Consider the following 24061-nt stretch of genomic DNA (forward strand, 5'->3'; position numbering starts at 1 on the left):
GGGTACTACTACTCTAGTAGTATGGAGAGGATTAATTATATCTGGAAGAATGGATGGATTTATTTTATGAAAGTATAAAGTAAAATACAGTTCTGGTAATATCGCTATGCATAGCTTTTACTTGGTATGGAGAAATAATGTGTTAATGTTGTTAGTATATTGTATAGGAGCTTTCTGCCAGAACATGAAATACATTTCTAATGCTTTTCTATAGATGGAGAGTACTGTTTTTATAGTGTTTTTAATTAGTTTATTACTTTCATGTTTCGTAAGTTAATGAAAGAAAGTTTGTCAAAATTTATAATTATAAAAGCAAAATAATCATAGGACTATCCTATTAGTTTAATTTTAAGAATGCTTATTTGTAATAAGGGAAGTTTTTGCTAGTTTTTAATATTGTTTAAGTTTATTAAATTTGGTTATATAGACTTTTACATATAATGCTATAATAAAGTAATGAACTAATATACTATAATGATAAGTATTGTATAGTTATGCATATTTTAATTGGAACTAAGAACTGCAAAATAGCACAATTGTTAATTAATTAGCGATAATTAATATTTGTATATTCAACTTTTATTTAATGTTTTATAAATTTTTCTGTTATTGTATTATAGTTATAATTTTTATTGCTTATGTATTATGTAGTTTTTTCTGCTGCTTTTTATATTTTTTACAAATATTAGAAAGTTTTCTTCATGACTTGTAATATTATGAAATATTGGTGAAGTACTTATATTGTGGTGCTTGTAGTTATCAAATGTACAAAAATACAAACAACTCCTATTTTGTATTATGGGTTATTATTAGCTTTTTTGGTGCTTATTTATAAATAGAACAGAATTTTAAAGTACAAAAAAACATCATCTATGTATTTTTTAGTACGTATCATGTGCAAATTCTGAAAATATATTTTAGAATTTATATTAGATATTATTGGGGGATTTCTTTAAAATAAGTTTTGCATTATTAGTGTGTTATTGCAAATGGGCTATTTATGAAATTTTAGCAATGAAAGAGTTTTTTAAGCATAGTGATTTGGTAGTAAAAAAACTATGAACTTTCATAAAAAGAAACATGGCAAATTTGATTACATGCTTCTTGTTAAATTTTGATTTAATATTCTAATTTTGGAAATAAGTGTTTAAATGTAATTATTATTATGTAATTTAAATATTGTTAGTTAATGGATTATGAAAATAATACAGATAACTTAAAGTATGCCATCAATTTAAGGGGGTTATATCTAAGTTTTTAGCAAATAGGAGACCATAAATGTATTTTATTGTTGATTTGATAGCTTTTTTTGATTATGTTAGGCTGTAGTAGTTCTTTATTATTTTATGCTTAATGTTAAGAAATAGAGTTACAATATCCGTATTATTATGTGCTATAATTGAAAGCTATGACTTTATAGTATATGCTCAGCTGAGTACAATTCTTGCGCAGGTGTTTTTCTATACACACAGTTATTACTTGAATTTATTAGCGGTTCTGGGAACTTTTGCTATATCATTTGTTGTCAGGCCTTTTGGTGCCCTGTTATTTGGTTACATTGGTGATTTAAAAGGGCGAAAAGTTGCCTTGATGTTGTCAATGAGGTTATTCTTGTTTTCTATGATTTGTATGATTCTTTTACCAACTCCTAAAAATATAGGTATTATTTCTCCCGTAATTCTTGTAATAATACGTTTACTTCAGGGATTAGCTATGTCTGGAGAAGTAGGAGGATTAGTGCTTATTGCAGAAAATGTGAAACGTGATAAAGTTTCGATAGCAGCTGCTCTACATGGTATTGCTATAGTGTGTGGAGGTGTGTTAGCATATTTTGTTATTAGTTTATGTAAGAACTTTCTTACGGAATATGAAATGCTATCTTATGGATGGAGGATACCGTTTTTTGTCGCATTTTTAATAAGTTTATTAATTCCATATTTACGTAAATTAATGCGGGAGAGTTATCAATATTTAGAATATACAAAAGCGGAAAAGCCTGAATCTTTTTCTATTATAGAAACATTTATTTCTCATAAGAGAAGTTGTTTATTAGCTTATAGTATTATTTCTTTAGCTTCAGCACTCTTTTATTTAGTTTTTGTGTATATAGATATTCCACGTAATGTTAGTACTATGTATTACATTATACTAATGGGCATTTTTATGATTGGTAATTATTGTGCTGCATATTTTATTGGTACTAAAAATAGCAGGTCATTGCAATTATTAACGCTATTGATAGTCATGGTATTTGTATATCCAACTTTTTACTTAATGTCTTACAATTTTTTCTTTGCATGTATTGCAGCTATGCTTTTGAATGCTGTATATTTTGGAATAGTATTTCCTATTGTAATTTTTATATTTCCTGTTAATGTTAGGCAGACTTGCTTTTCAGTAGTGTATAATATTTCACATATTAGTGGTGGGATTGCACCGGCAATTTGTTTATGGTTATCGAATGTGATAAAAGTACAGGCAGCTCCTGCTTTTTATATTATGTTTTGGGTTGTTGTGGTGTTTATTTGTATGTTTGCTTGTAAGGAAAGCTTGAATGTGCAAGTCAAAGACTAAGTTATTAATTTTAAAATATCAGGCTGGTATTGGTTAGATTTAAGTAAAATTTATAAAATGATTATAATTTAGTTGTGAATATTTGTAATATATGCTTGTTTAGAAAGTTAAGAATTTATATGTTGTAATGCTTATGTAAGTATGGTACTCCTAGTTAATTAAGTACGTTTAAATTCTAGATTTTGTAAAAGAGATATTTTTCTCAGAAATAATAAAGTGTTTTTTTGATTTTTAGTTATTTATCGTTGCTATTATACATTGTAGTATTTTATCATTTTATGAAATGCATGGTATAAAATGTGCTAAGTTTTTTGTGATAAACAAAATATTATTATCTTGAATTATGCATTTAGGTAAGTTTAATTTTAATAATAATGGTTTTTATGATATAATGTGCATAAGATACCTATTAAAAACTTACTTTTATAGCAAAGATTTAAACTTTTTTATTTTATTTATTGTAAAAAAAGCTGTTTTTTAAAAAGGTATTTCGTCATCCATATCAACTTCAATACTGCTAAAATCATCATTTTGCAAGTCACTGCTATTTTGCTTTTCGCTAGGGATATTAGACCCTTCTTGAGAGCTGTTTTTATAGTCAAGCATGTAAAACGCAGAGTTGAATCCTTGGAGCACTACTTCTGTAGTATAGCGATCTACGTTACTTTGATCGACCCACTTCCTGGTTTTTAATGAACCTTCTATGTATACCTTAGAACCTTTGCGTACACAATTTTTTATAATTTTTACTAGCCCTTCATTAAATACTACAATATTATGCCATTCGGTTTTGTCCGTTCTAGTACCAGTAGACTTATCAACCCAGGTTTCAGATGTTGCAAGGGAAAAACTAGCCATTTCTTTGCCGTTTTGCATTACTCTTATATCAGGATCTTTTCCTAAATGACCAATTAATATTACTTTATTAACACCTATAGAGGACATAATAGATTATTTAAGAGTTTACAATATAATACTTTGCAATATAATAGGTCAATATCTACTAGTCAATATTTATTTTGTTGAAGATGATTTTTTGGTTGTAAGTTAGTTTATGGAGTACTCTTTTAAAAGAATAAAGTCTAAAGCGATTACCGGTGTTTTTAAAGTAATGGGTGAGGTAGCAGATGCTGTTTTATCTTGGGTTAATAGTATAGGTAGAGATTTAACAAAAATCCAAGATATGGATAATCTTTATACTAAAATGAATGAGTGTGTTAATCCAAAGGGTGGTGAGGTTAAGGCTCGTTATAATACTATATCTCTTGGCAATTTGTATCTTAATTTATCTAAAATTGGGAAGGCTAAATTTCTTACGTTATTAAATGATAAATTTAGTTCTAGTAAAGAGGACATAGATTTAAAAATTGATGCTTATAGAAATAATACTGATAATAATTTGAAAGAAGAGTTAGAGTTTTGGCTGTTAAATGCTTTGCAGTCTCCAAGGTTTCGCATATTAAAACAATTCATATCTTTACCAGAGGGGTTAAAATTTCTTGTAGATATGAGAGCTGATGTTATAGCTTTTAAAAAACAAGGATATTCATTTTTTGCATTAGATAAAGATTTAAGAAATATATTATCTTCGTGGTTTGATGTAGGGCTATTAGATTTGCGTCAAATTACGTGGGATTCTCCTGCATCTTTGTTGGAAAAGCTTATTATGTATGAAGCAGTGCATGCGATTTCCTCTTGGGAAGATTTACGTCATAGGCTAGATTCAGATCGTAGGTGTTTTGCTTTTTTTCATTATAAAATGCCGGATGAGCCTTTAATTTTTGTAGAAGTAGCTCTTGTTGATCATATAGTAGGTAATATACAGATGTTATTAGATGAGACAGCTCCGGCAATAGATATAAATAATGCTAAGGTTGCTATCTTTTATTCTATATCTAATACTCAAGTAGGATTATCAGGTATTAATTTAGGTAATTTTTTGATTAAACGTGTTGTTAGTAAGTTACTTAGCGAACTTCATAATATTAAAACTTATGCAACATTATCCCCTATACCAGGTTTTTTGCAGTGGCTAACCAAGGTTACTGAGCTTGAGGAATGTTTTAAAAAATTGAATATTACACTTCAGAGTGAAAAAGTTATGTCATATATTCATGCTGATTATAGTGAATTTTCAGTAGAAGTACAAAATCTGTTTCTTAAGTTATGTGCTTATTATTTAATAGTTATTAAGAATCAAAACAAAGCTGCTGATCCTGTGGCTCATTTCCATTTAAGTAACGGAGCATCAATTAAAAAATTGCATTGGATGGCTGATAATTCAGAGAAGGGTTTAAAAAGTTCTATGGGAATTATGGTAAATTATATTTATGACTTGTCTAAAATAGATGATAATTATGAAAATTACGTAATCAAAAAGAGGATTAATTGCTCAAAAGAAATATTGTCCTTGTTAAAGTTGTAAACTAACATAATTAGGAAAATATATGATAATACGTGGAAAAAGTTGTAATTGGGAAGTTATTATAGGTCTTGAAGTTCATGCTCAAGTTACCTCTAATAGTAAATTGTTTTCTGGGGCATCAACAAAGTTTTGCGAAGATCCAAATATTCAAGTGTCATTATTTGATGTGGCGATGCCTGGTATGTTACCTGTAGTTAATGCTTATTGTATAGAACAAGCAGTTAAGACGGGTATTGCGCTATCATGCCAGATTAATAAATATTCAGTTTTTGATAGAAAAAATTATTTTTATCCTGATTTGCCATCAGGGTATCAAATTACTCAATTTTATTATCCTATTGTAAGTAATGGTAAAGTTGTTTTGGAAGAATCTGCAAAAAAGGAGATAAGGATATCTAGAATTCACCTTGAGCAGGATGCAGGAAAAAGTATACATGAACAAAATAATACATATATAGATTTTAACAGAGCTGGAATAGCTCTTATGGAGATTGTTTCAGAACCTGATTTTAGATCTTCAAAAGAAGTAGCAGAGTATTTGAAAAAATTACGTCTAATTTTAAGGTTTATTGATAGTTGTGATGGTGATATGGAAAAAGGTTCTTTACGTTGTGATGCTAATGTGTCAGTTCGTCCTGTAGGTGAAGAAAACCTTGGTGTAAGGTCTGAAATAAAAAACTTGAATTCTATACGTTATGTTATGCAGGCTATAGAGTATGAAAGTAATAGACAAGTAAAAATTTTGGATGCGGGAGGAATTATAACACAGAGTACTATGTTGTTTGATATAAATTCTGGAGAAACAAAAGTTATTAGAAATAAAGAAGATGCGCATGACTATAGGTACTTTCCAGAGCCTGATCTTTTGCCTGTAGAACTTAGTGATGAATTTATTAATAATATAAAATTATCTTTACCGGAGTTGCCAGATAAAAAAAAAGCTCGATACATGAAAGATTTTGATTTATCACTTTATGATGCGGAAATCTTATCTTCAGATAAAGATACTGCTGAATACTTTGAAAAAGTAGTAGAAGAAGAGCAAGATTTTAAGCTAGCTGCTTCTTGGATAATGGGTGAGCTTTTTAGTAAATTAAATAAGGCAAATATTCCTATTAAGTCATCTCCAGTAAAAGCTGAAGATTTAGTTAAATTATTACATCTAATATCAAATAATGTTATTTCCGGGAAAATAGCAAAACAAGTTTTTAACTTGATGTTTGATACAGGTAAAGATCCATCTTTAATAATTGAGGAACAAGGTTTACAGGAAATTAAAAATGAAGATATAATTTCTTCTATTATAGATAACATACTAAAAAATAATTTAGATAAGGTTGATGAATATAAACAAGGTAAGCATAAGTTATTTAGTTATTTTGTAGGTCAGGTTATGAAAGAAACTAAGGGTAAGGCTAATCCACAGTTAGTAAATTCACTTATTAAGAAGAAATTAATATAGTATATGGTAGTGTGTGTTATAAAGGTATAACCTTAGTGTGAGTAATATATAGGCTTATATATCGGGGTATAATTTAATACAAATGCAATTATGAGTTATTTTTGTGGGGATTTTTTTATATAATTAGCTTTATGTATAAGAGAAAGTTTTAATGTAGATTCTCTATATGTAAAAATATTGATTTTATATCTAAGCTAGTTGCTAGGGAGTTAAGTAGTAATTAACTTGCAATAATTAAGTGTTAAAAAATTAATATATGAAATTAAAATTAACAGCATATTTATTGTTAATATATAAGATTGTTTTTATCTTTGATGTATTGCTGATTTAGTATCAGCAAGGTATTAGTGACTCATGATAAAGCAATTACTTATGTAGCTTAGATGTTAATATTTAACGTATATATTATAGATATAAATAGTTTTAAAACATTATTGACAATATTTTTATAAGTTATTACCATGCTACTTAATAGATTTGTCATATGGTATGAAAGGGGGTGTAGCTCAGTTGGTTAGAGCGCAAGCCTGTCACGCTTGAGGTCGCGAGTTCGAGTCTCGTCACTCCCGCATATATAATTAAGGTCATATGATAGACATGCATTATAGGAGAAATTAGTGCTTAGTGATCTAATGAGAGGTAAAAGAGGATTAGTTATTGGTATTGCTAATAATAAATCTTTAGCTTGGGGTATAGCTAGGACTTTATCTACTCATGGAGCTAAGTTAGCATTAACGTATTTATCTGAAACCTTCAAAAAAAGAGTAGAGCCTTTAGCTGAATCTATAGGGGCTGAGTTGTTACTTCCTTGTGATGTTGGAGATATGGATTCAGTGTGTAATATGTTTAATGAGCTTAAAGACAATTGGGGGACCATAGATTTTGTAGTGCATGCTGTGGCTTTTTCTGATAAGAATGAATTAAAAGGTAGGTATATAGATACTTCACTTGATAATTTTTTAATGTCAATGCACATTTCTTGTTATTCATTAACTGCTATTGCTAAGCAGGTTGAAGAGTTAATGAATCCTAATGGTGGTAGCATATTAACTTTATCTTATTATGGTTCTCAGAAAGTTGTTCCACACTATAATGTTATGGGAGTGTGCAAAGCGGCTCTTGAGACAAGCGTAAAGTATTTAGCAGTTGACTTAGGAAAACGACAGGTAAGAGTAAATGCAATTTCTGCAGGTCCTGTTAGAACTTTAGCTTCTGCAGGGATAGGAGATTTTCACTATATTTTAACATGGAATAAACTTAATTCGCCATTAAGGCGTAATACTACGCTTGATGATGTTGGAGGAGCAGCTTTATATTTATTAAGTGATTTAGGAAGGGGTACTACAGGTGCAATCCTATATGTTGATAGTGGTTATCATGTTGTAGGAATGAAAATGATAGATGCTCCTGATATCCATTATAATGCTAAATAATTTAAAAAAATTTATCCTTATTTGTAAGGATATATGGACAGTGGTGTTTTAAAAGTTTAAAGAGTAAGTCTATAAGTGATTGTCTGTTATTTAGAATACTAGTATAAGAATATATAGTAAATAATCATTGCAGTTACTGTGTAATGAGAATCTTAGGCAAATTTCCTTTGTATACATAAAATATGAAGTACCTGTAGTGTGTTATTTTAAACACAGGTCTAATTATAATTTAGTTTATTAAGTTATTTGAGTGTCACCTTTTACAATTTAAAGTTGTATTAATAATATGTCGTATATATTATTATATAGATATGTTATAGGTGTAGTAATAAAGTATATTTTTATGAAAATGTTATTTTTTATAAAATCTATAGCAAAATTGATAGATGATTTGTTATTTATGTAATATAATAAGGACTCTATCTTTAGCTTTTTGTTATTTTTAATAACTTTAAATGTATTTTTACTGTAGTTTTTTTTCTGGGTTAGCGTTATGAGTGATGGTAGTGCTGGGGTTATTTATGATTGTGTAAGTGAAAAGCTACAAAGTGATAACCAAATAATTTGGAAAAATATTCAGAGAAAGTTACGCCATTTATATGGTAACGCTGTATATGATAGTTGGCTGAGTACATTAACATATTCTGGGAGTGATAATGGTAAAATAATACTATCTGTATCTACTAGATTTATTAAGGAGTGGATATTAGTGCACTATATAGATCAAATTTTAAAGTACTGGCAAGCAGAAAATCATAATGTTTACTCCATAGATATATATGTCTATAATAGTAGTCGTATTACTCATTCAGTTAGTGAATCTCAAGATAAGGGGTTAGCTGATCATGAAGTTAACAGTAACTATGATCATCTTAGCTCTCCATTAGATCCGAGGTTTACATTTGATAATTTTGTTGTTGGAAAGCCTAATGAACTAGCATTTGCAGCTGCTAGGAGAGTTGCCGAGTCATCTGCTCCTATCCCTGGGAGTAATCCACTTTTTCTATATGGAGGCGTAGGTTTGGGAAAAACACATTTAATGCATGCTATTGCTTGGTATGTTTTAGGTTTGTCTTCTAAAAGAAAGATAGCATATCTTTCTGCAGAAAAGTTTATGTATCAATATGTAACTGCATTAAGAAGTAAGGATATAATGCTTTTTAAAGAGCAATTTCGTTCAGTTGATATTCTAATGGTTGATGATGTGCAGTTTATTAGTGGTAAAGATAGTACTCAAGAAGAATTTTTTCATACTTTTAATGCATTAATAGACCAAAATAAGCAGTTAGTTATATCTGCAGATAGGTCTCCTAGTGATTTGGATGGAGTTGAAGATAGAATAAAATCTCGGTTGGGATGGGGTCTTGTTGCTGACATTAATGAAACAACTTTTGAATTAAGGTTGGGAATTTTACAATTAAAAATTGAAAAGATGGGGATTAGTATTCCAAATCAAGTGCTAGAATTTTTGGCAAAAAATATAAAATCTAATATTAGAGAATTAGAAGGTGCGTTAAATAAGGTGGTAGCACATTCTTCGTTAGTAGGTGGGAGTGTGACTTTAGAGTCAGCTAGTGATATTTTATCGGATCTTTTAAGAGCAAATCATAGATCAATAACAATTGATACTATACAAAAGAAAGTTGCTGAATATTTTAATATAAAAATATCGGATATGTATTCAACAAGAAGATTACGAACTCTTGCAAGACCAAGACAAGTTGCAATGTATTTAGCAAAAAAGCTAACACAAAAAAGTTTACCAGATATAGGTAAAAGTTTTGGTGGAAGAGATCATGCAACTGTGATTCATGCAGTTAAGCAAATAGAAAAGCTTATAAGTATTGACAGTAGATTAAATGATGATATTAATTTATTAATAAGAATGTTAAGATAATAAAAAACTTTGTAGTATTTGCATATATTATGTTGTGCATAAATTTATGCGTATATTTTGTGTTATCTTATTTTACATTGTTATATGATAGCCAAATTGCTTAGATAAAGACAATTTCTGATCTGAAATTATGTGTATGGAAAAAAACTGCAATTAATTATGTTAGCATAGTATATGCTAACGATTCTGAAAAAAAGGGCATTAGTATTTGTAATATGTGATAAGAAATGTTACTGGTTATTTTAAGGGGTTGAAATTACTATTTTAGCATTTACTTTAAAATAGTTAATTTTGTACTATAGATGTATTGGTGGTAAAAAGTATTTTTAAGTATCTTATTTCAATTCCTATATGTGAAAATTATGTGTTACATTAACTACTATTTCAATAAAATTACAATATCTAATATTTATTTAACAAGCAAAATGATAGTTTGCTTCAATAATTATAAGATACGTAAAATTCTTTTTGAATATTATTAATAACAAAAAAAGAATGATAGGTTGGTATATTATAGCAACTACTATATAAATAGTCTTATTTTTATATATATCTTGAACCAGTATTTTGTCGTTCTTTATTTGTTAAGCGATCTACGTGATTATAAGATGTTTGTTTAATATTAGCGGAATTATGGATGCTTGCTTGTTGTGGATCTTCCTTTGTATATTTTGCGAACGTATAACCCAATTTCCCAACGCATAATAAAGGAAATATAACTGCTGCAACAGTTGGAAGGCCGCTAAAAACACATACAAAAAATAGAGTTTTTGCTGCATCACAAGGTGTGTTTATAATATTTAGAAAATGAAAATCAGTGTGTATATCATCATGTTGGCCAAAATTCATTTTTTTCTTTAATGAACCTAGAAGATCTGACACATCTATTCCTGTAATATCATGAAATTTGTTTTTGCATTTTATAAGTGTACTAGCATGATCTACCTGATATTGAAATATTTTTCTTTTGATGTTATGTACATCTTGTTCAGTAAAATCTGATTTTGTATGTGAGTAAAATTCAATTGTTTTAACTAGCTTTGTAAAATTTTGATTATCCATTGCTGATATTGTTTCCAATGTTGAATTTGTTAATGTAAGTCTATATAGTCCATAAATCATATGGGGCTTTTTTTTAATACAGGTATTTTTATTTGCATGTGTAAAAAGTATATTTGTTTTTTCCGAACCTATATTTTCTTTTAAAAATTTATAAATGTACTTTTCAAAATATAGATTAATATTGTTACGTATTTTTTCATTATTTTGTTGTAAATATTGGTCGATTTCTTGATTTGTAGGTTTATGCTGTAGTGTTTGTTCTAAAGTCTGTATTTGCCGGGTTATGTGTTTGTTTGTGACATACTGAATCTGCCTACTGACAGTATCTTGTTTTGCATTAATTATTGAAAATACTTGTTCTTGTGGAATAAATATTGCTTTTGGTTTTACACTACTGTTAATAGCCATAATTAATACCTGAAATATTGTGTGCCTATATGATAAATATTGTAACACATTTACTGTAAAAAGTATATATGTATAATACATTTACTGTAAAAGTATATATTTTAGGAATTAGGTATGATAATAGGAATATTAGGTGGTTCCTTTGATCCTCCTCATTATGGTCATTTGCATATTACTAATAAGCTACTTAGAATTTTGCAGTTAAATGAAATATGGTGGGTATTAACAAAGCAAAATCCGTTAAAATTTAATAGTAAACATTGTTTAGAAGAACGGTTACTGTTGATTAATAAAATTATTTATAAATGTAAGAAAGTAAAAGTAATCTATGTAGATAGTTGTTATAGCTATCATGTAGTGACGTATTTAAAAAGAAGATACAATAATATGAGTTTTGTGTGGTTAATGGGGTCAGATAATTTGTTATCTTTTCATAATTGGTATAGATGGAAGGATTTTTGTCAGCTTATTCCGATAGTAATTTTTGAGCGCAAAAATTATGTTTATAATGCGTTAAGATCTCATTTTGCTTATTCTCAGCGTAGATGTTATGTAAACGTTAGTTTATTACTAAAAGAATTACATTATGGATGGAGCTTTGTGAGATCTGTCACCTATGATATATCCTCAACTGAAATAAGGGGATATGATTTAAACAAGAATTAAAAAGTGTAATATTGCAGTATATGCATAACAATGTTTTCTATATAATGAAAAGTTGATTTAATTGCTATTATACTTAATACAATTATGTATACTATATAATAAAAATCTGTCTAATAAGATTACGTATAATATTAATTGAGGCATTATGAAAAATATTATTTTAGGGGTTAATGTTGATCATGTAGCAACTTTACGTAATACTAGAAACACTATTTACCCTGATGTCTTAGAAGTTGCTAATTTGGCTATAAAACATGGAGCAGATTTTATAACTGTTCATTTAAGGGAAGATCGTAGGCATATAAATGATAAAGATGTTTTCAGATTAAAAAATAACTTAAATGCTCCTTTAAATTTAGAAATAGCAGCAACTAATGAAATGTTAAGAATAGCAGAATTAGTACGTCCAAAATCTGTATGTTTAGTACCTGAAAAGAGGGAAGAAATGACAACAGAGGGCGGAATAAATCTTAAAGAGGTGTATCACATTATAAAACCTATAATTGATAAATTGCATGCAATTAATATACAAATTACTCTTTTTATTGAACCTGATATAGAACAAATTGACTATGCAAAAAAGCTATCTATAAGCACTATTGAACTACATACTGGACTGTATTGTAATGACATGACAACAAAAAATTTACACCAAATAGAGCAAGCTGCTTATTATAGCTACAATCAAGGCATAGAATGCCATGCAGGCCATGGATTAAATTATGAAAGTGCTGCTATAATAGCACAGATACCATACATATCGGCACTTAATATAGGGCACTTCTTAATTTCTGAATCTATTATACATGGCATTGGGTATTCAGTTCAGGAGATGAAAAAAATTATTACACGATAATGTAAAACTTATTTATCAACTGTTTATTATACTGAGTAACTTTTTGCTAGATCTAAACCTTACTCTTTTCTTTGGTGGAAGTGTTTCTAGATCTCCAGTTTTTGGGTTATGATATTTTTTTTCTGCACATTGAATTACGTGCAATGTACCAACATTATGTAAGCGAATAGACTGACTTGTCTCTAACGTACTTTTTATTGTTGACATGACAATATCGTAAGCATTACTTGAGTCTTTTTTTGTTAAGTTTAGACCTGACATCAATGCTCTAACTATCATCTCTTTGCTCATAGCTAAAACTCCTACTTTGATATAAGTAAATATAGACCTAGGATATTAAGTTGTTGTGTATAGTCAACTAAATTTATTGTTATTATTTAAAGCATTATTAAAAGTAGTGTTTTTTTTTCTATAAATGTACTAATTTGATGTCAAATTATTAATGATGTTAATATATTTTATTATAATGTATAAATATTTCTTTTTATTATATACGTAGAATATTTTTTATTATGATATAATATTGGTAATGATGTTGATAACATTAATCATAATAGCTTTTTTCTCTAGATACATATTTTTTGATGTAGATATTATGTTTTGTATTTTTGAGTACCCGTTAAGTAAAGAACTGATATTTTGTTGAGTAGGGAGATTTAATAATTTGGTATTTAATTCAGTTGTAATACCTATTGTTTTTTTTATTATTTCTGAAATTATAGTGAGTAGGATATGCTCTATTTTATGTAAAGGCACAGTTGTTTCAATAATATCGTTTATAAGGTTTAGATTTTTGTTATTTATTACTGCTATAAGATTATAATATAAGTTGATTTCATCATTAATATTGTTTGTAACCATTCCTGGGGTGCCTAGATATAAGTATATAATTTCATTACTAAGTTGTATGCCAGGAAAATTGATGCTGATAACCTGTTCTGTCTCATCGTAACTTAAATCATGTAAATGTATTATAAAACAACGAGATCTAATAGTTACTGGAATATTGTACAAATTATGACTAATTAGAAGCATAATTGAATTATTTGGAGGTTCTTCTAAAATTTTAAGCATAGCATTCATGGCGTTGATAGTTAAGTCATCAATACTATCAATAATTGCGATTTTGTGATTAGATAATATAGAGCTAAGATTTAAGAACTGTTTCATTTTTCTTATTACATCGATTCCGATAGGTTCATCACCTTTGTTAATGATCATAACATCTGGGTGTGTTTCTAAGTTTGTGTGTTGCGTTAGATGTTTTGCAAAGGCGTGTAATAAAGTGGCTTTTCCTATTCCTCTTTTACCATATATTAACCATGAATTTATATTAGTGTTATTGATAAGAGTTTTTTTTGCTGTTTTATGTCCTATTATGCTCTTCATTACTTATAGTACACTTTGAAATATGTTATAAATTTCTTGATCTGAAACGATTCCTTGTCGTAATATTTTGTATGATGTTAAATCAATTACAGTTGATTCTAGACCACTTACTAGCGTATCATCTTTTACTATTATTGAAATATTTTTTTTTATTGCATCTGGAATATTGCTTGCCTTTGATACACTATGTGCACCAGCTGTATTCACGCTTGTTGCAATAATAGGGGTACCTATTGAATGTAATATTGCTAATGTAATAGGATGAGTAGGTATTCTAATGCCTATGGTATTTTTGAAGAAACTTTTTGGTAAATAATGATGATTATGTATTGGTAATACAAATGTTACCTTACCTGGAGGAAGATGTTGTATAATTTTTAGGTTTTGTTCTTCAAGGCGTGAGAACATATTTACTTGTTTGATATCTTGCATGAGTAGTGATATTGGTTTATTAGAGGGGCGATTTTTAATATGATATATTTTATTAATGGCAGCTTCGCTTTGCGCAGAGCAGGCTAATGCATATACTGTGTCTGTAGGAAAACAAACTATTTCGTTTTTTTTTAATAGATTAACAACTTGTAATATCATAGAGGAAGTTATAATAGTGTATGCTTGTTTATAAAATACAGTATAAATTACAATTAACGTATTCATAATAATAAAGTTATTAATTGTATCAAAAAATACTTTTAGTATATAGCTTGCAAAACATATTAAGTATATTGTATGTAAGCTTGTATATATTGTAGTTTTTGGACGTAGTGTGAGCATAATTTATATGAACATAATAATTAGGTAACAGGCCTTTAAAAAATGTTTTAACTTATGTTAGCTTGATTTGTAGATCAATAGTTAATTATGGTATTTATTATAGTGATTTGTTTGATTGTTGACAGTTTTTTTCCTGATAATGGTGTAATAATCTTGTGTTATAAAATATTATGAATTTTTAAAGATTAATAAAAGAATACTTAATTTTATATTATATATAGCAAATTTAAAGTAAATTTGAGTGATTTTTGTATATTATTTATAATGTGTTAGTTTACTTTAAATAAAAAATTATAAGCATGATTTATGCCAATATATTTTTATAGGATGTAAGGAAAAGGGTATTAACATAATTAAGTTTATAGTATTTATGTATAGTTATTTCTTTTGATGTATGTAGTAGAAATGCTAACTTTTAAGCTGTAGCGAGATATAGTATTCATTCATTAACAACATCCAAGATGATAGGTAGATACTTAATTATATGAGTTTTAAATAAAAAATACTTTGTGATAAAAGATATAGATTGTAAGTTAAATGTGATTTATGCTAGTGGGGTAAATGTTTTTTGTATGTTAATGCGTAATTTAGAAATTGTTTTTATTTAAAATAATTTAATAACGCAAAATTTAGCTATATAAATGTAGGTATTTACATGTGAGTGTATTAGCTAAAAAGCTTTAGTTTGATTATAAATTGTAAATTAAATGCAATTTGTACAGGTGGTTAACTATTTTTTGTATTGTTAATCCAAATTTAGGGGGAAATTTTTTTGCTATTTGATAATATGATGACGCAAAGTTTAACTATAGAAGAACGTATAGTATTTTATGTGTAGGAATTGGTTTCTGTATTATAAGATTAATTTGTACAATATATTTTTGTATGTTATGAACAAGTAATTTTGTAGTGATATAGTAAATGATAATTTTTGGGTTAACTGGTAGTATAGGTTCTGGGAAAAGTTTAGTTGCTGATTGTTTTGCACATCTTGTTAATGCTGAAGTATTTGATGCTGATAAGGTAGTACATCATTTATATAAATATGACAGTCAAGTTATAAGTTTTGTAAAAAAATACTTTTCAGATTCTATACATAATAACGTTGTTAATAAAAAAGCACTTGCTAAGCATTTTTATAGTTATGATAATTTATGGAAAGAATTTCAGCAAATGATGCATCTTAGAGTTTTGCAAAAGCAGAAGGAGTTTATTTTTTTACATAATAGATATCGGTCTCATAAATACTTAGTACTTGATGTTCCATTGTTAATAGAGGCTAAATTTTATTGTTATTGTGATTTTATTATTCATGTATATGTTAGTGACTTTATACGTAAGCAAAGGCTTAAGAGCAGAAATATGCTTGAGGCACAGCTTAAATTTATACGTGAACTACAAGTATCTGAGAGTACGCGAAAAAAGAAATCTCATTTTAGTATTAATTCAGGAATAAACAAAAAGGGTATATTTTATCAGATAACAAAAATACTACATTATGCTACTTGTGGTTGAATTGAAGTTATGTTTTATGATATTTTTTTATGTGTGGTAACAAAGACTTAAAAAGTATACTTTTGTTAAAGGAGTTTAAAAAAGATAGAATACAACTATAATGGATAGGTATAGATTTTCTCTTCTAAGAAAATGCATGCATAAGAATTATGTTACATGTAATATACATACATTATATGGAAGTAATATTGAGTGAGCTTTCTTAAGTTTGTTTTATAAATTTTGCTTACCTAGAGAAGAAATATAAAATTTTATATTGAAAAGCATTTAAGATGATAAATATGGCTTAAACTTTGTTGTTTGTAGCTAAAGTAAGATAGTATTATATGTACTTGTAATTTTATGTTTATAAAAAAAAATTATACTTAAATAAAGTGCTGAACTTGTTTTGTAAGTGAGAGATTGTATTAAAATTACATTTGATTTTCTATTGTGTATCATTAAATAAAAGATAATGGCTATAGATTTTATAATTCTGTATTATAAGAATAACACTTAAATAAAATACTGAATCTTGTTTTATAAACAGGAGATTTTTGTCTTTTATATTAAGTTTGATTTTCTGTTATTTGTAACTAAGGTAATAATTATGGATCTTGTCATTTGATATTTATATAGCATACGTAAGTATTAATATTAGTTAGTACTAATCATAATTTAGGGAAGCAATTTGTTGTGTATAGTTGGTTGAAATTGTACTGATTATTATTTTATGACAGTTTTAGTTCTAAAATAAATTATTTGTTATAAATAAGTATGTATTAACTTGTCGTATGCGAGATATTTTGGAAAGTTATCTATAGAAGAAAAGTATTGGTTAATACAATTGATAGAATGTGTGTGATATATTTTATATATATAATGAGTAAACTATTTGCTTATGTTAACACTGTTATACTATTAGTTAAATATTAATAAATATTTTTGTACTTTAGGGTTTAGTACTAATATAACTTTTATTATTAACTACTTGTTAGTATTAGTAAAATTTGAGTTTGTAAATTAAAGAAAGTTGCAGTACCTTTAACTTTTTTATTATTATAAATATAATAAATAATCCTAATTATTTAGAGCTATATCTTTGGTTAGTTGTTTACTTAATTTCATTGAACAAAATTTTGGTCCACACATTGAACAAAAATTAGCAATTTTTGCTCCTTCGGCAGGCAGGGACTCATCGTGAAAAGATTTTGCTGTGGCAGGATCAATTGATAGATTGAATTGATCATACCATCTAAAATCAAACCTAGCTTGGCTTAAGGCATAATCTCTTATATATGCAGCAGGATTACCTTTTGCTAGATCTGCTGCATGTGCAGCTATCTTATATGCAATAACACCATCTTTTACATCTTTGCTATTAGGTAATCCTAAGTGTTCTTTAGGTGTAACATAACATAACATAGAAGTACCATACCACCCTATCATTGCTGCTCCAATTGCGCTAGTTATGTGATCATATCCAGGTGCGATATCTGTGGTTAATGGTCCTAGAGTATAAAAAGGAGCTTCACTACAGAGGCAAAATTGTTTTGTAACATTTTCTTTAATTAAGTGAAGAGGTACATGTCCTGGGCCTTCAATCATTACCTGACAATTATGTTTCCATGCTACTTGTGTTAGTTCTCCTAAAGTTTCCAACTCTAAGAATTGTGCCTTGTCATTTGCATCAGCTATAGATCCAGGACGTAGCCCATCACCTAACGAAAAAGTTACATCATAGCTATTCATGATGTCACATATTTCTTCAAAGTTAGAATAAAGAAAATTTTCTTTGTTATGAAAACTAGACCATTGTGCCATTATAGCCCCACCTCGTGACACTATACCTGTTACTCTATTATTTATATATTGGATATAGTTTTTTAATACTCCTGCATGTATTGTAAAATAGTCTACTCCTTGTTCAGCCTGTTCAATTAATGTTTCTTTAAAAATATCAAAATTGAGGTCTTCTACAACTCCATTTACTTTACTTAATGCTTGATATATTGGTACTGTTCCTACGGGTACTGGACTGTTTCTAATAATCCATTCTCTAACATTATGAATATCTTTACCTGTTGATAAATCCATTATTGTATCGGCTCCATATGTAATGGCATTTATCATTTTTTCTACTTCTTCTTTTATGCCTGAACTAATTACTGAATTTCCAATATTTGCATTAATTTTTACTAGAAAGTTTTTGCCTATGATCATTGGCTCTAACTCAGGATGATTTATATTAGATGGAATTATTGCTCTACCAGAAGCGATTTCTTGTCTAACAAATTCTGGTGTAATGTCAAAGTGATTAATGTTGAGCTTTTGACATAAATGTTGTGTGCGTAGTTTATTTTCTCTAATAGCAACGTATTCCATTTCTGGAGTTATGATATTATTCTTTGCATAAAATAATTGAGTTATGGGAGCATCTTTTTTTTTGAAAGCGTTATTATTTGTTTGTGGAAATTGTGTACATGAATTATCATATTGTTTTTTCTTTGGGTACTCTATAATGTTCTGCTTGTAGGGGTGAGTTTCCCTCCAACCTTCTCTTATTTTGTTAATTCCGTGGTAAATTTTAGTGTTAGGATTATCACTGTAAGGTCCGGAGGTGTCATATACTAGTATGCTATCAGTATTGTTTTTAATATTAATTTGGCGCATTCCTACTCTAATATTATTAAAAATGCTTCCCGTGACATATATTTTGCAAGATGAAGGAAATATATTACTGTATTCTACTTTCATGAATAAATCCAATGCTATGTACTTATTATCATTATATAATGCGTCTTTGTGAATATCTAGTTTTTTAGTTTGTAATTGTATATGAAATATTGATATGTTAATTTGGTATAGGTAATAAGTATAAATTTATAATTATTTAAATATCCATTGTTCTATGTGTTTTAGCACGATTTTTTATAGATTCTGCAATGTAATTAAGATTAATACTTACAGTTTAATAGTATGTATAGTTTAGTAACTGTTTGTTATGTTATCACTATTACTTAAGTACATAGCATTTTTAATTATATTTATAAATATTTTAATATTAAAGACATTTATCTTTAGTTTTAAGTAATAAATAAAAAGCTCCTTTTCCTCCATGAGAAGAAATAGCTTGTTTGTAATATAGTATTAAGTTGGAAATTTTTTCATTTTGTAGCCACTTGTGTAAATTGTTTCTAATACTATGACAAGAGTTTTTGCTTCCCCATCCAGTAATAATTAGTAAGCACTTATTACCTAAATTGTAGTTTTTTATAATACAATTAAATAGCTGATAATATGCTTCATCGATGGTATATCCGTGCAGATCAATTATACTATTTATACGATATTTTCCTTGATCGATTTTTGCTTTTGTACTGTTACTAATGCTATTAATAATACCGGATTCTATATTATAAATTTTGTTTTGAGTGTTGATATGTAATTTATTTTTATAGTCATAATATGGCAATGTTGTTTCATCATTATGGTGAATTGGTTTTTTATATGATGTTTTGTTAATATTTAGTGGTATATTATAGTTGTGAAAAGTTAAATTCTTATTAAGATGCTTTTCATGAGTGATATTAACGGAATTGTTATTATGCTTATGGTATGATACCTTATTACTTATTAAGGGGCGAACCTTTGTTATGTTTTTCCATAGATTATCATCATGACTATTTGACATAATATTTTAACTTAATGTAGTAAACATGTAGACAAAATTACTAATGTAAATTCGTTGTTTTATGCATTTTATAAGTTGTTAAAATCATCTTTTTTTCCTGATAAGAACTGGTCTTGGCTTAAAAAAGAAGATTCAATATTGTGTTGATTATTTACTGAGTATTTATTGATGGATTTGCTGTGAAAAATATTCATGGTATTACCTTGCTTATTACTAAGTGAAATATTGTCAGTGTTTATAAAGCCTTCTAGATATTTTTTACATCTTTGCACTGCCAAATTAAAAAGAGAGTGAGAATCTAACTTGTGTTCCGCTATTTCGTGTAAAGCAATAACGGTATTTTTACTACTTTTATTATCTGTTGTTGAGTGAGATCCGGAACTTAATTCATGTGCTCTCTGACTTGCTAGTATAACTAACTTAAAGCGATTATTAGAATGATCAATGCAATCTTCAATTGTGTTTTTTTTCATATGTAGTATTATATAAATGTTTATACATGGTATTATATCGTTCTAATAAATATTGTGCAATATGCTCTTTTTTTTTAATAATTATCTTGTGGTATTATAATTAAGTTTATGTAGTCTAAGTTATCTTTCATTTGATTTTCGTTAACATATTCTATATTTTGGGTTGATATTGATAAATCAATTTTACAATTTAGCTTTAACAAGAAAGTTAACAGTCTTTCTAGTGAAAATCCTGATGTTTTTCCATTAATAATCTGAGAAATTTTTGGTTGATCTACACCTAAAATTTTTGCAGCAGTAATTTGATTCCAATGATTGCGGTATATAATTTCTTTTATGATATTTAATATTTGATACTTAATTTTTTGTCCATTGTATTCGTTATTTCTCATATATAATTCCTCATTTAGTGAAAATAATTAGAAAATTCATATTTTTTATTATGTTATTAGCAAATTATATTAAGTTACTTTATATAAAGTAAGTTGATTATTTATTTATATAAAATATATATGTATAATTTTTATAGAATAGATATATTTTTATATTCATTATATTAATAATTTAATAATTATAAAAGAGAATATACTATATTCTGAGTATAAATATGTTATTCATAATTTATGAGAATGGTTTTTTTGTGAATATTGATGCGGACTTTTATTATTATTGTTGTAATATGCTTGACTATAATTTTAGATAAATTTTTTTTATTTTTTTATAAAATATATTTTTTACAAGTTATATTATAAGTATATGTTGCGTGTAGTATATTAAAATAGCTACACTATTTATGTATAATAAGGTATAAAAATGATGCGAGATTGATAATGAATTATGATTTTGAGACAACTGAAAAAGAGATTCAGAATAAATGGAATTTTGACATTAAAAATCAGGAAATTGATTATTATATTTTAGAAATGTTTCCTTATCCTTCAGGTAATATACATATGGGACATCTACGTAATTATACAATTGGTGATGTTATTTCTAGGTATAAGAATGCTTGTGGGTTTAATGTTTTACATCCTATAGGATGGGATGCATTTGGACTACCAGCAGAGAATGCAGCTCTCTCTTATGGCATTCATCCTAGAGAATGGACTGAAGGTAATATTAATAACATGCGTAAGCAACTGAAATCTATAGGATTGTCTTATAATTGGGATAGGGAATTGTCAACTTGTAATCAAGAATATTATAAGTATGAACAAGAATTTTTTCTTGATTTTTTACATTCTGGGTTGGCTTATCGTAAAGAATCATGGGTGAATTGGGATCCTATAGATAAAACTACTTTGGCTAATGAACAGGTTATAGACGGTAAAGGATGGAGATCTGGGGCTTTAGTTGAAAAGCGTAAATTATCGCAATGGTTTTTAAGAATTACTGATTATGCAGAAGAACTGTTAAATGACCTTAAAAATTTGAAAGAATGGCCAGAAAAAGTAAAATTAATGCAAGAAAGGTGGATTGGTAAATCTGAAGGTGTTACAATAAAATTTGAGGTAATGGATTATAATACAGACCTAGAAATTTTTACTACTATGCCACATACACTATTTGGAGCATCATTTTGTGCAGTGTCAGTTGATCATAATATTTTAGAGTTGGTAAAAGATTTAAATGTTATTAAAAATATTCGTAATATTACTCAGATTTCATGTAAAATCTTAGATAAGGAAGATAAAATAGGGGTTAATACGGGATTATTAGTTAAACATCCTTTATTAGATAAATTGTTACCTGTTTATGCTGTTAATTTTGTGCTGTCAGATTATGGGACTGGAGCAATATTTGGGTGTCCAGCTCATGATAGGAGAGATTTTGAATTTGCTGTAAAATATAACTTGCCAATTATTCAGGTTATTTTTCCTATTGATAATAATATTGTTGATGTTGAGAAAGAAGCTTATGTAGGAAGTGGAATTTTAGGTAATTCTGAATTTTTAAATGGGATGACGGTTAATAATGCAAGAGAAAGTATTATTACAAGGCTTGAATCGATGGGTAAATGCAAATATACTGTGAATTATAAGTTACATGATTGGGGGATATCTAGACAGCGTTATTGGGGATGTCCTATTCCTATTATATACTGTGAGCAGTGTGGTATAGTTCCGGTAGATAAAAAAGATTTACCGGTTACATTGCCAGAGGATGTAGATTTTAGTAAAACAGGAAACCCTATAGCCAATCATCCTACATGGAAATATGTTAAATGTCCTACATGTGGGGCAAATGCTGAACGTGAAACAGACACTTTTGATACTTTCTTTGAGTCTTCTTGGTACTTTGCTGCATTTTGTGGAACTAATCATAAAATAGACAACGAAGCATGTAATAAGATATTGCCAGTAAATTGTTATATAGGTGGAATAGAACATGCAATTTTACATTTATTGTATTCAAGATTTTTTTGTAGAATATTGACTCAATGTGGATACTTTAATATTAAAGAGCCATTTTCTACTTTAATTACTCAAGGTATGGTATGTCATGCTACTTATCAAGATAAAAATGGTAATTATTTATTCCCTGAAGAAGCTAAAGAAATGATTCGCAAAGGTGAATATGTTTTGACTGGAAGATCAGAGAAAATGAGCAAATCTAAAAAAAATATTATTGATCCTTACGAAATTATCAAAAAATATGGGGCCGATGCAGCGCGGCTTTTTGTTTTATCAGATACTCCTATTGAACGTGATATTGAATGGTCAGATGAAGGAATAAAGGGAAGTTGGAAATATATTAATCGTTTATGGGATGTTATAAGCACTAATGATAAAATTAATACTAAATTTGATAATAGTGCGGTTGAAAATCAAGAATTAGAGTATCTTTCTCGTATACATAAAATACTGTATGACATTAATAATGACTTTCAGCATTACCGGTTAAACTGTGTTATTGCAAGGTGCAGAGAAATGACAAATGTTGTTTTCTCTATGATAGAAGAAAAATCTATTTCTTATTCAGTAATAAATGAAGGGGTATGTATTTTACTAAGGGTAATAGAACCATTTATTCCTCATGTTTCAGAAAAATTATGGGAAGTAATAGGTGGAGGTGAAATGTTGTGTAATCAAAAGTGGCCTACTGTTAACATGAAGTTATTGATAAATGATAATATAACAATTGTTGTTCAAGTAGACGGAAAGTTCTGTAAAGCATTAACAGTTACTTCCAATACTGACCACGAAACGTTAAAAGAAATTTCTTTGAATGCAGCTAAATATAAAATTGTCAATAAAGAAATAAAAAATGTTTATGTAATACCTAACAAAGTAGTCAATATTATAACTAAATAATATATTTATATAAGCACTTATAGAGGTTATGTGTCAATTTTAGAGTGTATTAGTAGTACTGTAATAAGTATAGTGGAATATATGTATGCGATATATAGTATTTATATTATGATTATATTAAAATGATGAAGATTATAACG

The 24061-nt window shown here is 27.8% G+C and carries 18 protein-coding genes and 1 tRNA gene; 10 read left to right on the plus strand and 9 right to left on the minus strand.

Going from position 1 to position 24061, the window contains the following annotated elements; translation table 11 throughout:
- Positions 1-1353 precede the first annotated feature (1353 nt).
- Complete coding sequence (locus NLO413_RS00140) at positions 1354-2574, plus strand: MFS transporter (protein ID WP_045808549.1); 1221 nt, start codon at positions 1354-1356, stop codon at positions 2572-2574.
- A gap of 477 nt (positions 2575-3051) precedes the next feature.
- Here NLO413_RS00140 and ssb read toward each other — a convergent pair whose 3' ends face one another.
- Entirely contained in the window at positions 3052-3519 is a 468-nt protein-coding gene (gene ssb / locus NLO413_RS00145; protein ID WP_045808550.1) for a single-stranded DNA-binding protein, read from the minus strand.
- A 109-nt stretch (positions 3520-3628) separates the two neighbouring features.
- Between ssb and NLO413_RS00150 the strand changes: the two genes are divergently transcribed.
- The 5 genes from NLO413_RS00150 (at position 3629) to dnaA (ending at position 9791) form a co-directional block, all read left to right on the plus strand.
- The gene (locus NLO413_RS00150) at positions 3629-4999 is read left to right on the plus strand and encodes a malonyl-CoA decarboxylase (protein WP_045808551.1); all 1371 of its coding nucleotides are present in this window, start codon (positions 3629-3631) and stop codon (positions 4997-4999) included.
- 22 nt (positions 5000-5021) lie between these two features.
- A complete protein-coding gene (gene gatB, locus NLO413_RS00155) occupies positions 5022-6461 on the plus strand; it encodes an Asp-tRNA(Asn)/Glu-tRNA(Gln) amidotransferase subunit GatB (RefSeq protein WP_045808552.1) in 1440 nt (479 codons plus the stop codon).
- Between the two features lie 495 nt (positions 6462-6956).
- A tRNA-Asp gene (locus NLO413_RS00160) sits at positions 6957-7030 on the plus strand.
- Between the two features lie 63 nt (positions 7031-7093).
- Positions 7094-7894 (plus strand): SDR family oxidoreductase, encoded by an 801-nt coding sequence (locus tag NLO413_RS00165; protein WP_045809322.1) that lies wholly within the window; start codon positions 7094-7096, stop codon positions 7892-7894.
- A 493-nt stretch (positions 7895-8387) separates the two neighbouring features.
- Positions 8388-9791 carry a chromosomal replication initiator protein DnaA gene (dnaA, locus tag NLO413_RS00170; protein WP_045808553.1) on the plus strand — a complete coding sequence of 468 codons (1404 nt, stop codon included), beginning with the start codon at positions 8388-8390 and terminating at the stop codon, positions 9789-9791.
- A gap of 543 nt (positions 9792-10334) precedes the next feature.
- On the opposite strand, the gene NLO413_RS00175 is transcribed toward dnaA, so the two are convergent.
- On the minus strand, positions 10335-11261 hold the full coding sequence (locus NLO413_RS00175) for a hypothetical protein (RefSeq protein ID WP_045808554.1): 927 nt from the start codon (positions 11259-11261) through the stop codon (positions 10335-10337).
- A 114-nt stretch (positions 11262-11375) separates the two neighbouring features.
- Here NLO413_RS00175 and NLO413_RS00180 point away from each other — a divergent pair, with 114 nt between their 5' ends.
- Together NLO413_RS00180 and NLO413_RS00185 are read left to right on the plus strand one after the other, a co-directional pair.
- Positions 11376-11927, plus strand: a complete 552-nt coding sequence (locus NLO413_RS00180) for a nicotinate-nucleotide adenylyltransferase (RefSeq protein WP_045808555.1) — start codon at positions 11376-11378, stop codon at positions 11925-11927.
- Between the two features lie 145 nt (positions 11928-12072).
- Entirely contained in the window at positions 12073-12783 is a 711-nt protein-coding gene (locus NLO413_RS00185; protein WP_045808556.1) for a pyridoxine 5'-phosphate synthase, read from the plus strand.
- A gap of 15 nt (positions 12784-12798) precedes the next feature.
- Here the strand turns inward: NLO413_RS00185 and NLO413_RS00190 are convergent, their stop codons facing one another.
- From NLO413_RS00190 to NLO413_RS00200, 3 genes are all read right to left on the minus strand, one after another.
- Entirely contained in the window at positions 12799-13074 is a 276-nt protein-coding gene (locus NLO413_RS00190; protein ID WP_045808557.1) for an HU family DNA-binding protein, read from the minus strand.
- A gap of 219 nt (positions 13075-13293) precedes the next feature.
- Positions 13294-14172, minus strand: coding sequence for an AAA family ATPase (locus NLO413_RS00195; protein ID WP_045808558.1), 879 nt, complete (start codon positions 14170-14172; stop codon positions 13294-13296).
- A 3-nt stretch (positions 14173-14175) separates the two neighbouring features.
- On the minus strand, positions 14176-14829 hold the full coding sequence (locus NLO413_RS00200) for an L-threonylcarbamoyladenylate synthase (RefSeq protein ID WP_232295887.1): 654 nt from the start codon (positions 14827-14829) through the stop codon (positions 14176-14178).
- A 1038-nt stretch (positions 14830-15867) separates the two neighbouring features.
- Here NLO413_RS00200 and coaE point away from each other — a divergent pair.
- A complete protein-coding gene (gene coaE, locus NLO413_RS00205) occupies positions 15868-16461 on the plus strand; it encodes a dephospho-CoA kinase (RefSeq protein ID WP_045808559.1) in 594 nt (197 codons plus the stop codon).
- 1059 nt (positions 16462-17520) lie between these two features.
- Here the strand turns inward: coaE and thiC are convergent.
- From thiC to NLO413_RS00225, 4 genes are all read right to left on the minus strand, one after another.
- Positions 17521-19197 (minus strand): phosphomethylpyrimidine synthase ThiC, encoded by a 1677-nt coding sequence (thiC, locus tag NLO413_RS00210; protein ID WP_045808560.1) that lies wholly within the window; start codon positions 19195-19197, stop codon positions 17521-17523.
- 307 nt (positions 19198-19504) lie between these two features.
- Complete coding sequence (locus tag NLO413_RS00215) at positions 19505-20134, minus strand: Smr/MutS family protein (RefSeq protein ID WP_052690354.1); 630 nt, start codon at positions 20132-20134, stop codon at positions 19505-19507.
- 68 nt (positions 20135-20202) lie between these two features.
- Positions 20203-20607 (minus strand): DNA-directed RNA polymerase subunit omega, encoded by a 405-nt coding sequence (gene rpoZ, locus NLO413_RS00220; protein WP_045808561.1) that lies wholly within the window; start codon positions 20605-20607, stop codon positions 20203-20205.
- Between the two features lie 74 nt (positions 20608-20681).
- Positions 20682-20999 carry a helix-turn-helix domain-containing protein gene (locus NLO413_RS00225; RefSeq protein WP_045808562.1) on the minus strand — a complete coding sequence of 106 codons (318 nt, stop codon included), beginning with the start codon at positions 20997-20999 and terminating at the stop codon, positions 20682-20684.
- 438 nt (positions 21000-21437) lie between these two features.
- Here NLO413_RS00225 and leuS point away from each other — a divergent pair, with 438 nt between their 5' ends.
- Positions 21438-23921: a leucine--tRNA ligase gene (gene leuS / locus NLO413_RS00230; protein ID WP_045808563.1), complete on the plus strand. Its 2484-nt coding sequence runs from the start codon at positions 21438-21440 to the stop codon at positions 23919-23921.
- Positions 23922-24061: the final 140 nt, after the last annotated feature.

Origin of the sequence: Candidatus Neoehrlichia procyonis str. RAC413, assembly GCF_000964795.1 — a bacterium.
Classification (GTDB): domain Bacteria; phylum Pseudomonadota; class Alphaproteobacteria; order Rickettsiales; family Anaplasmataceae; genus Neoehrlichia; species Neoehrlichia procyonis.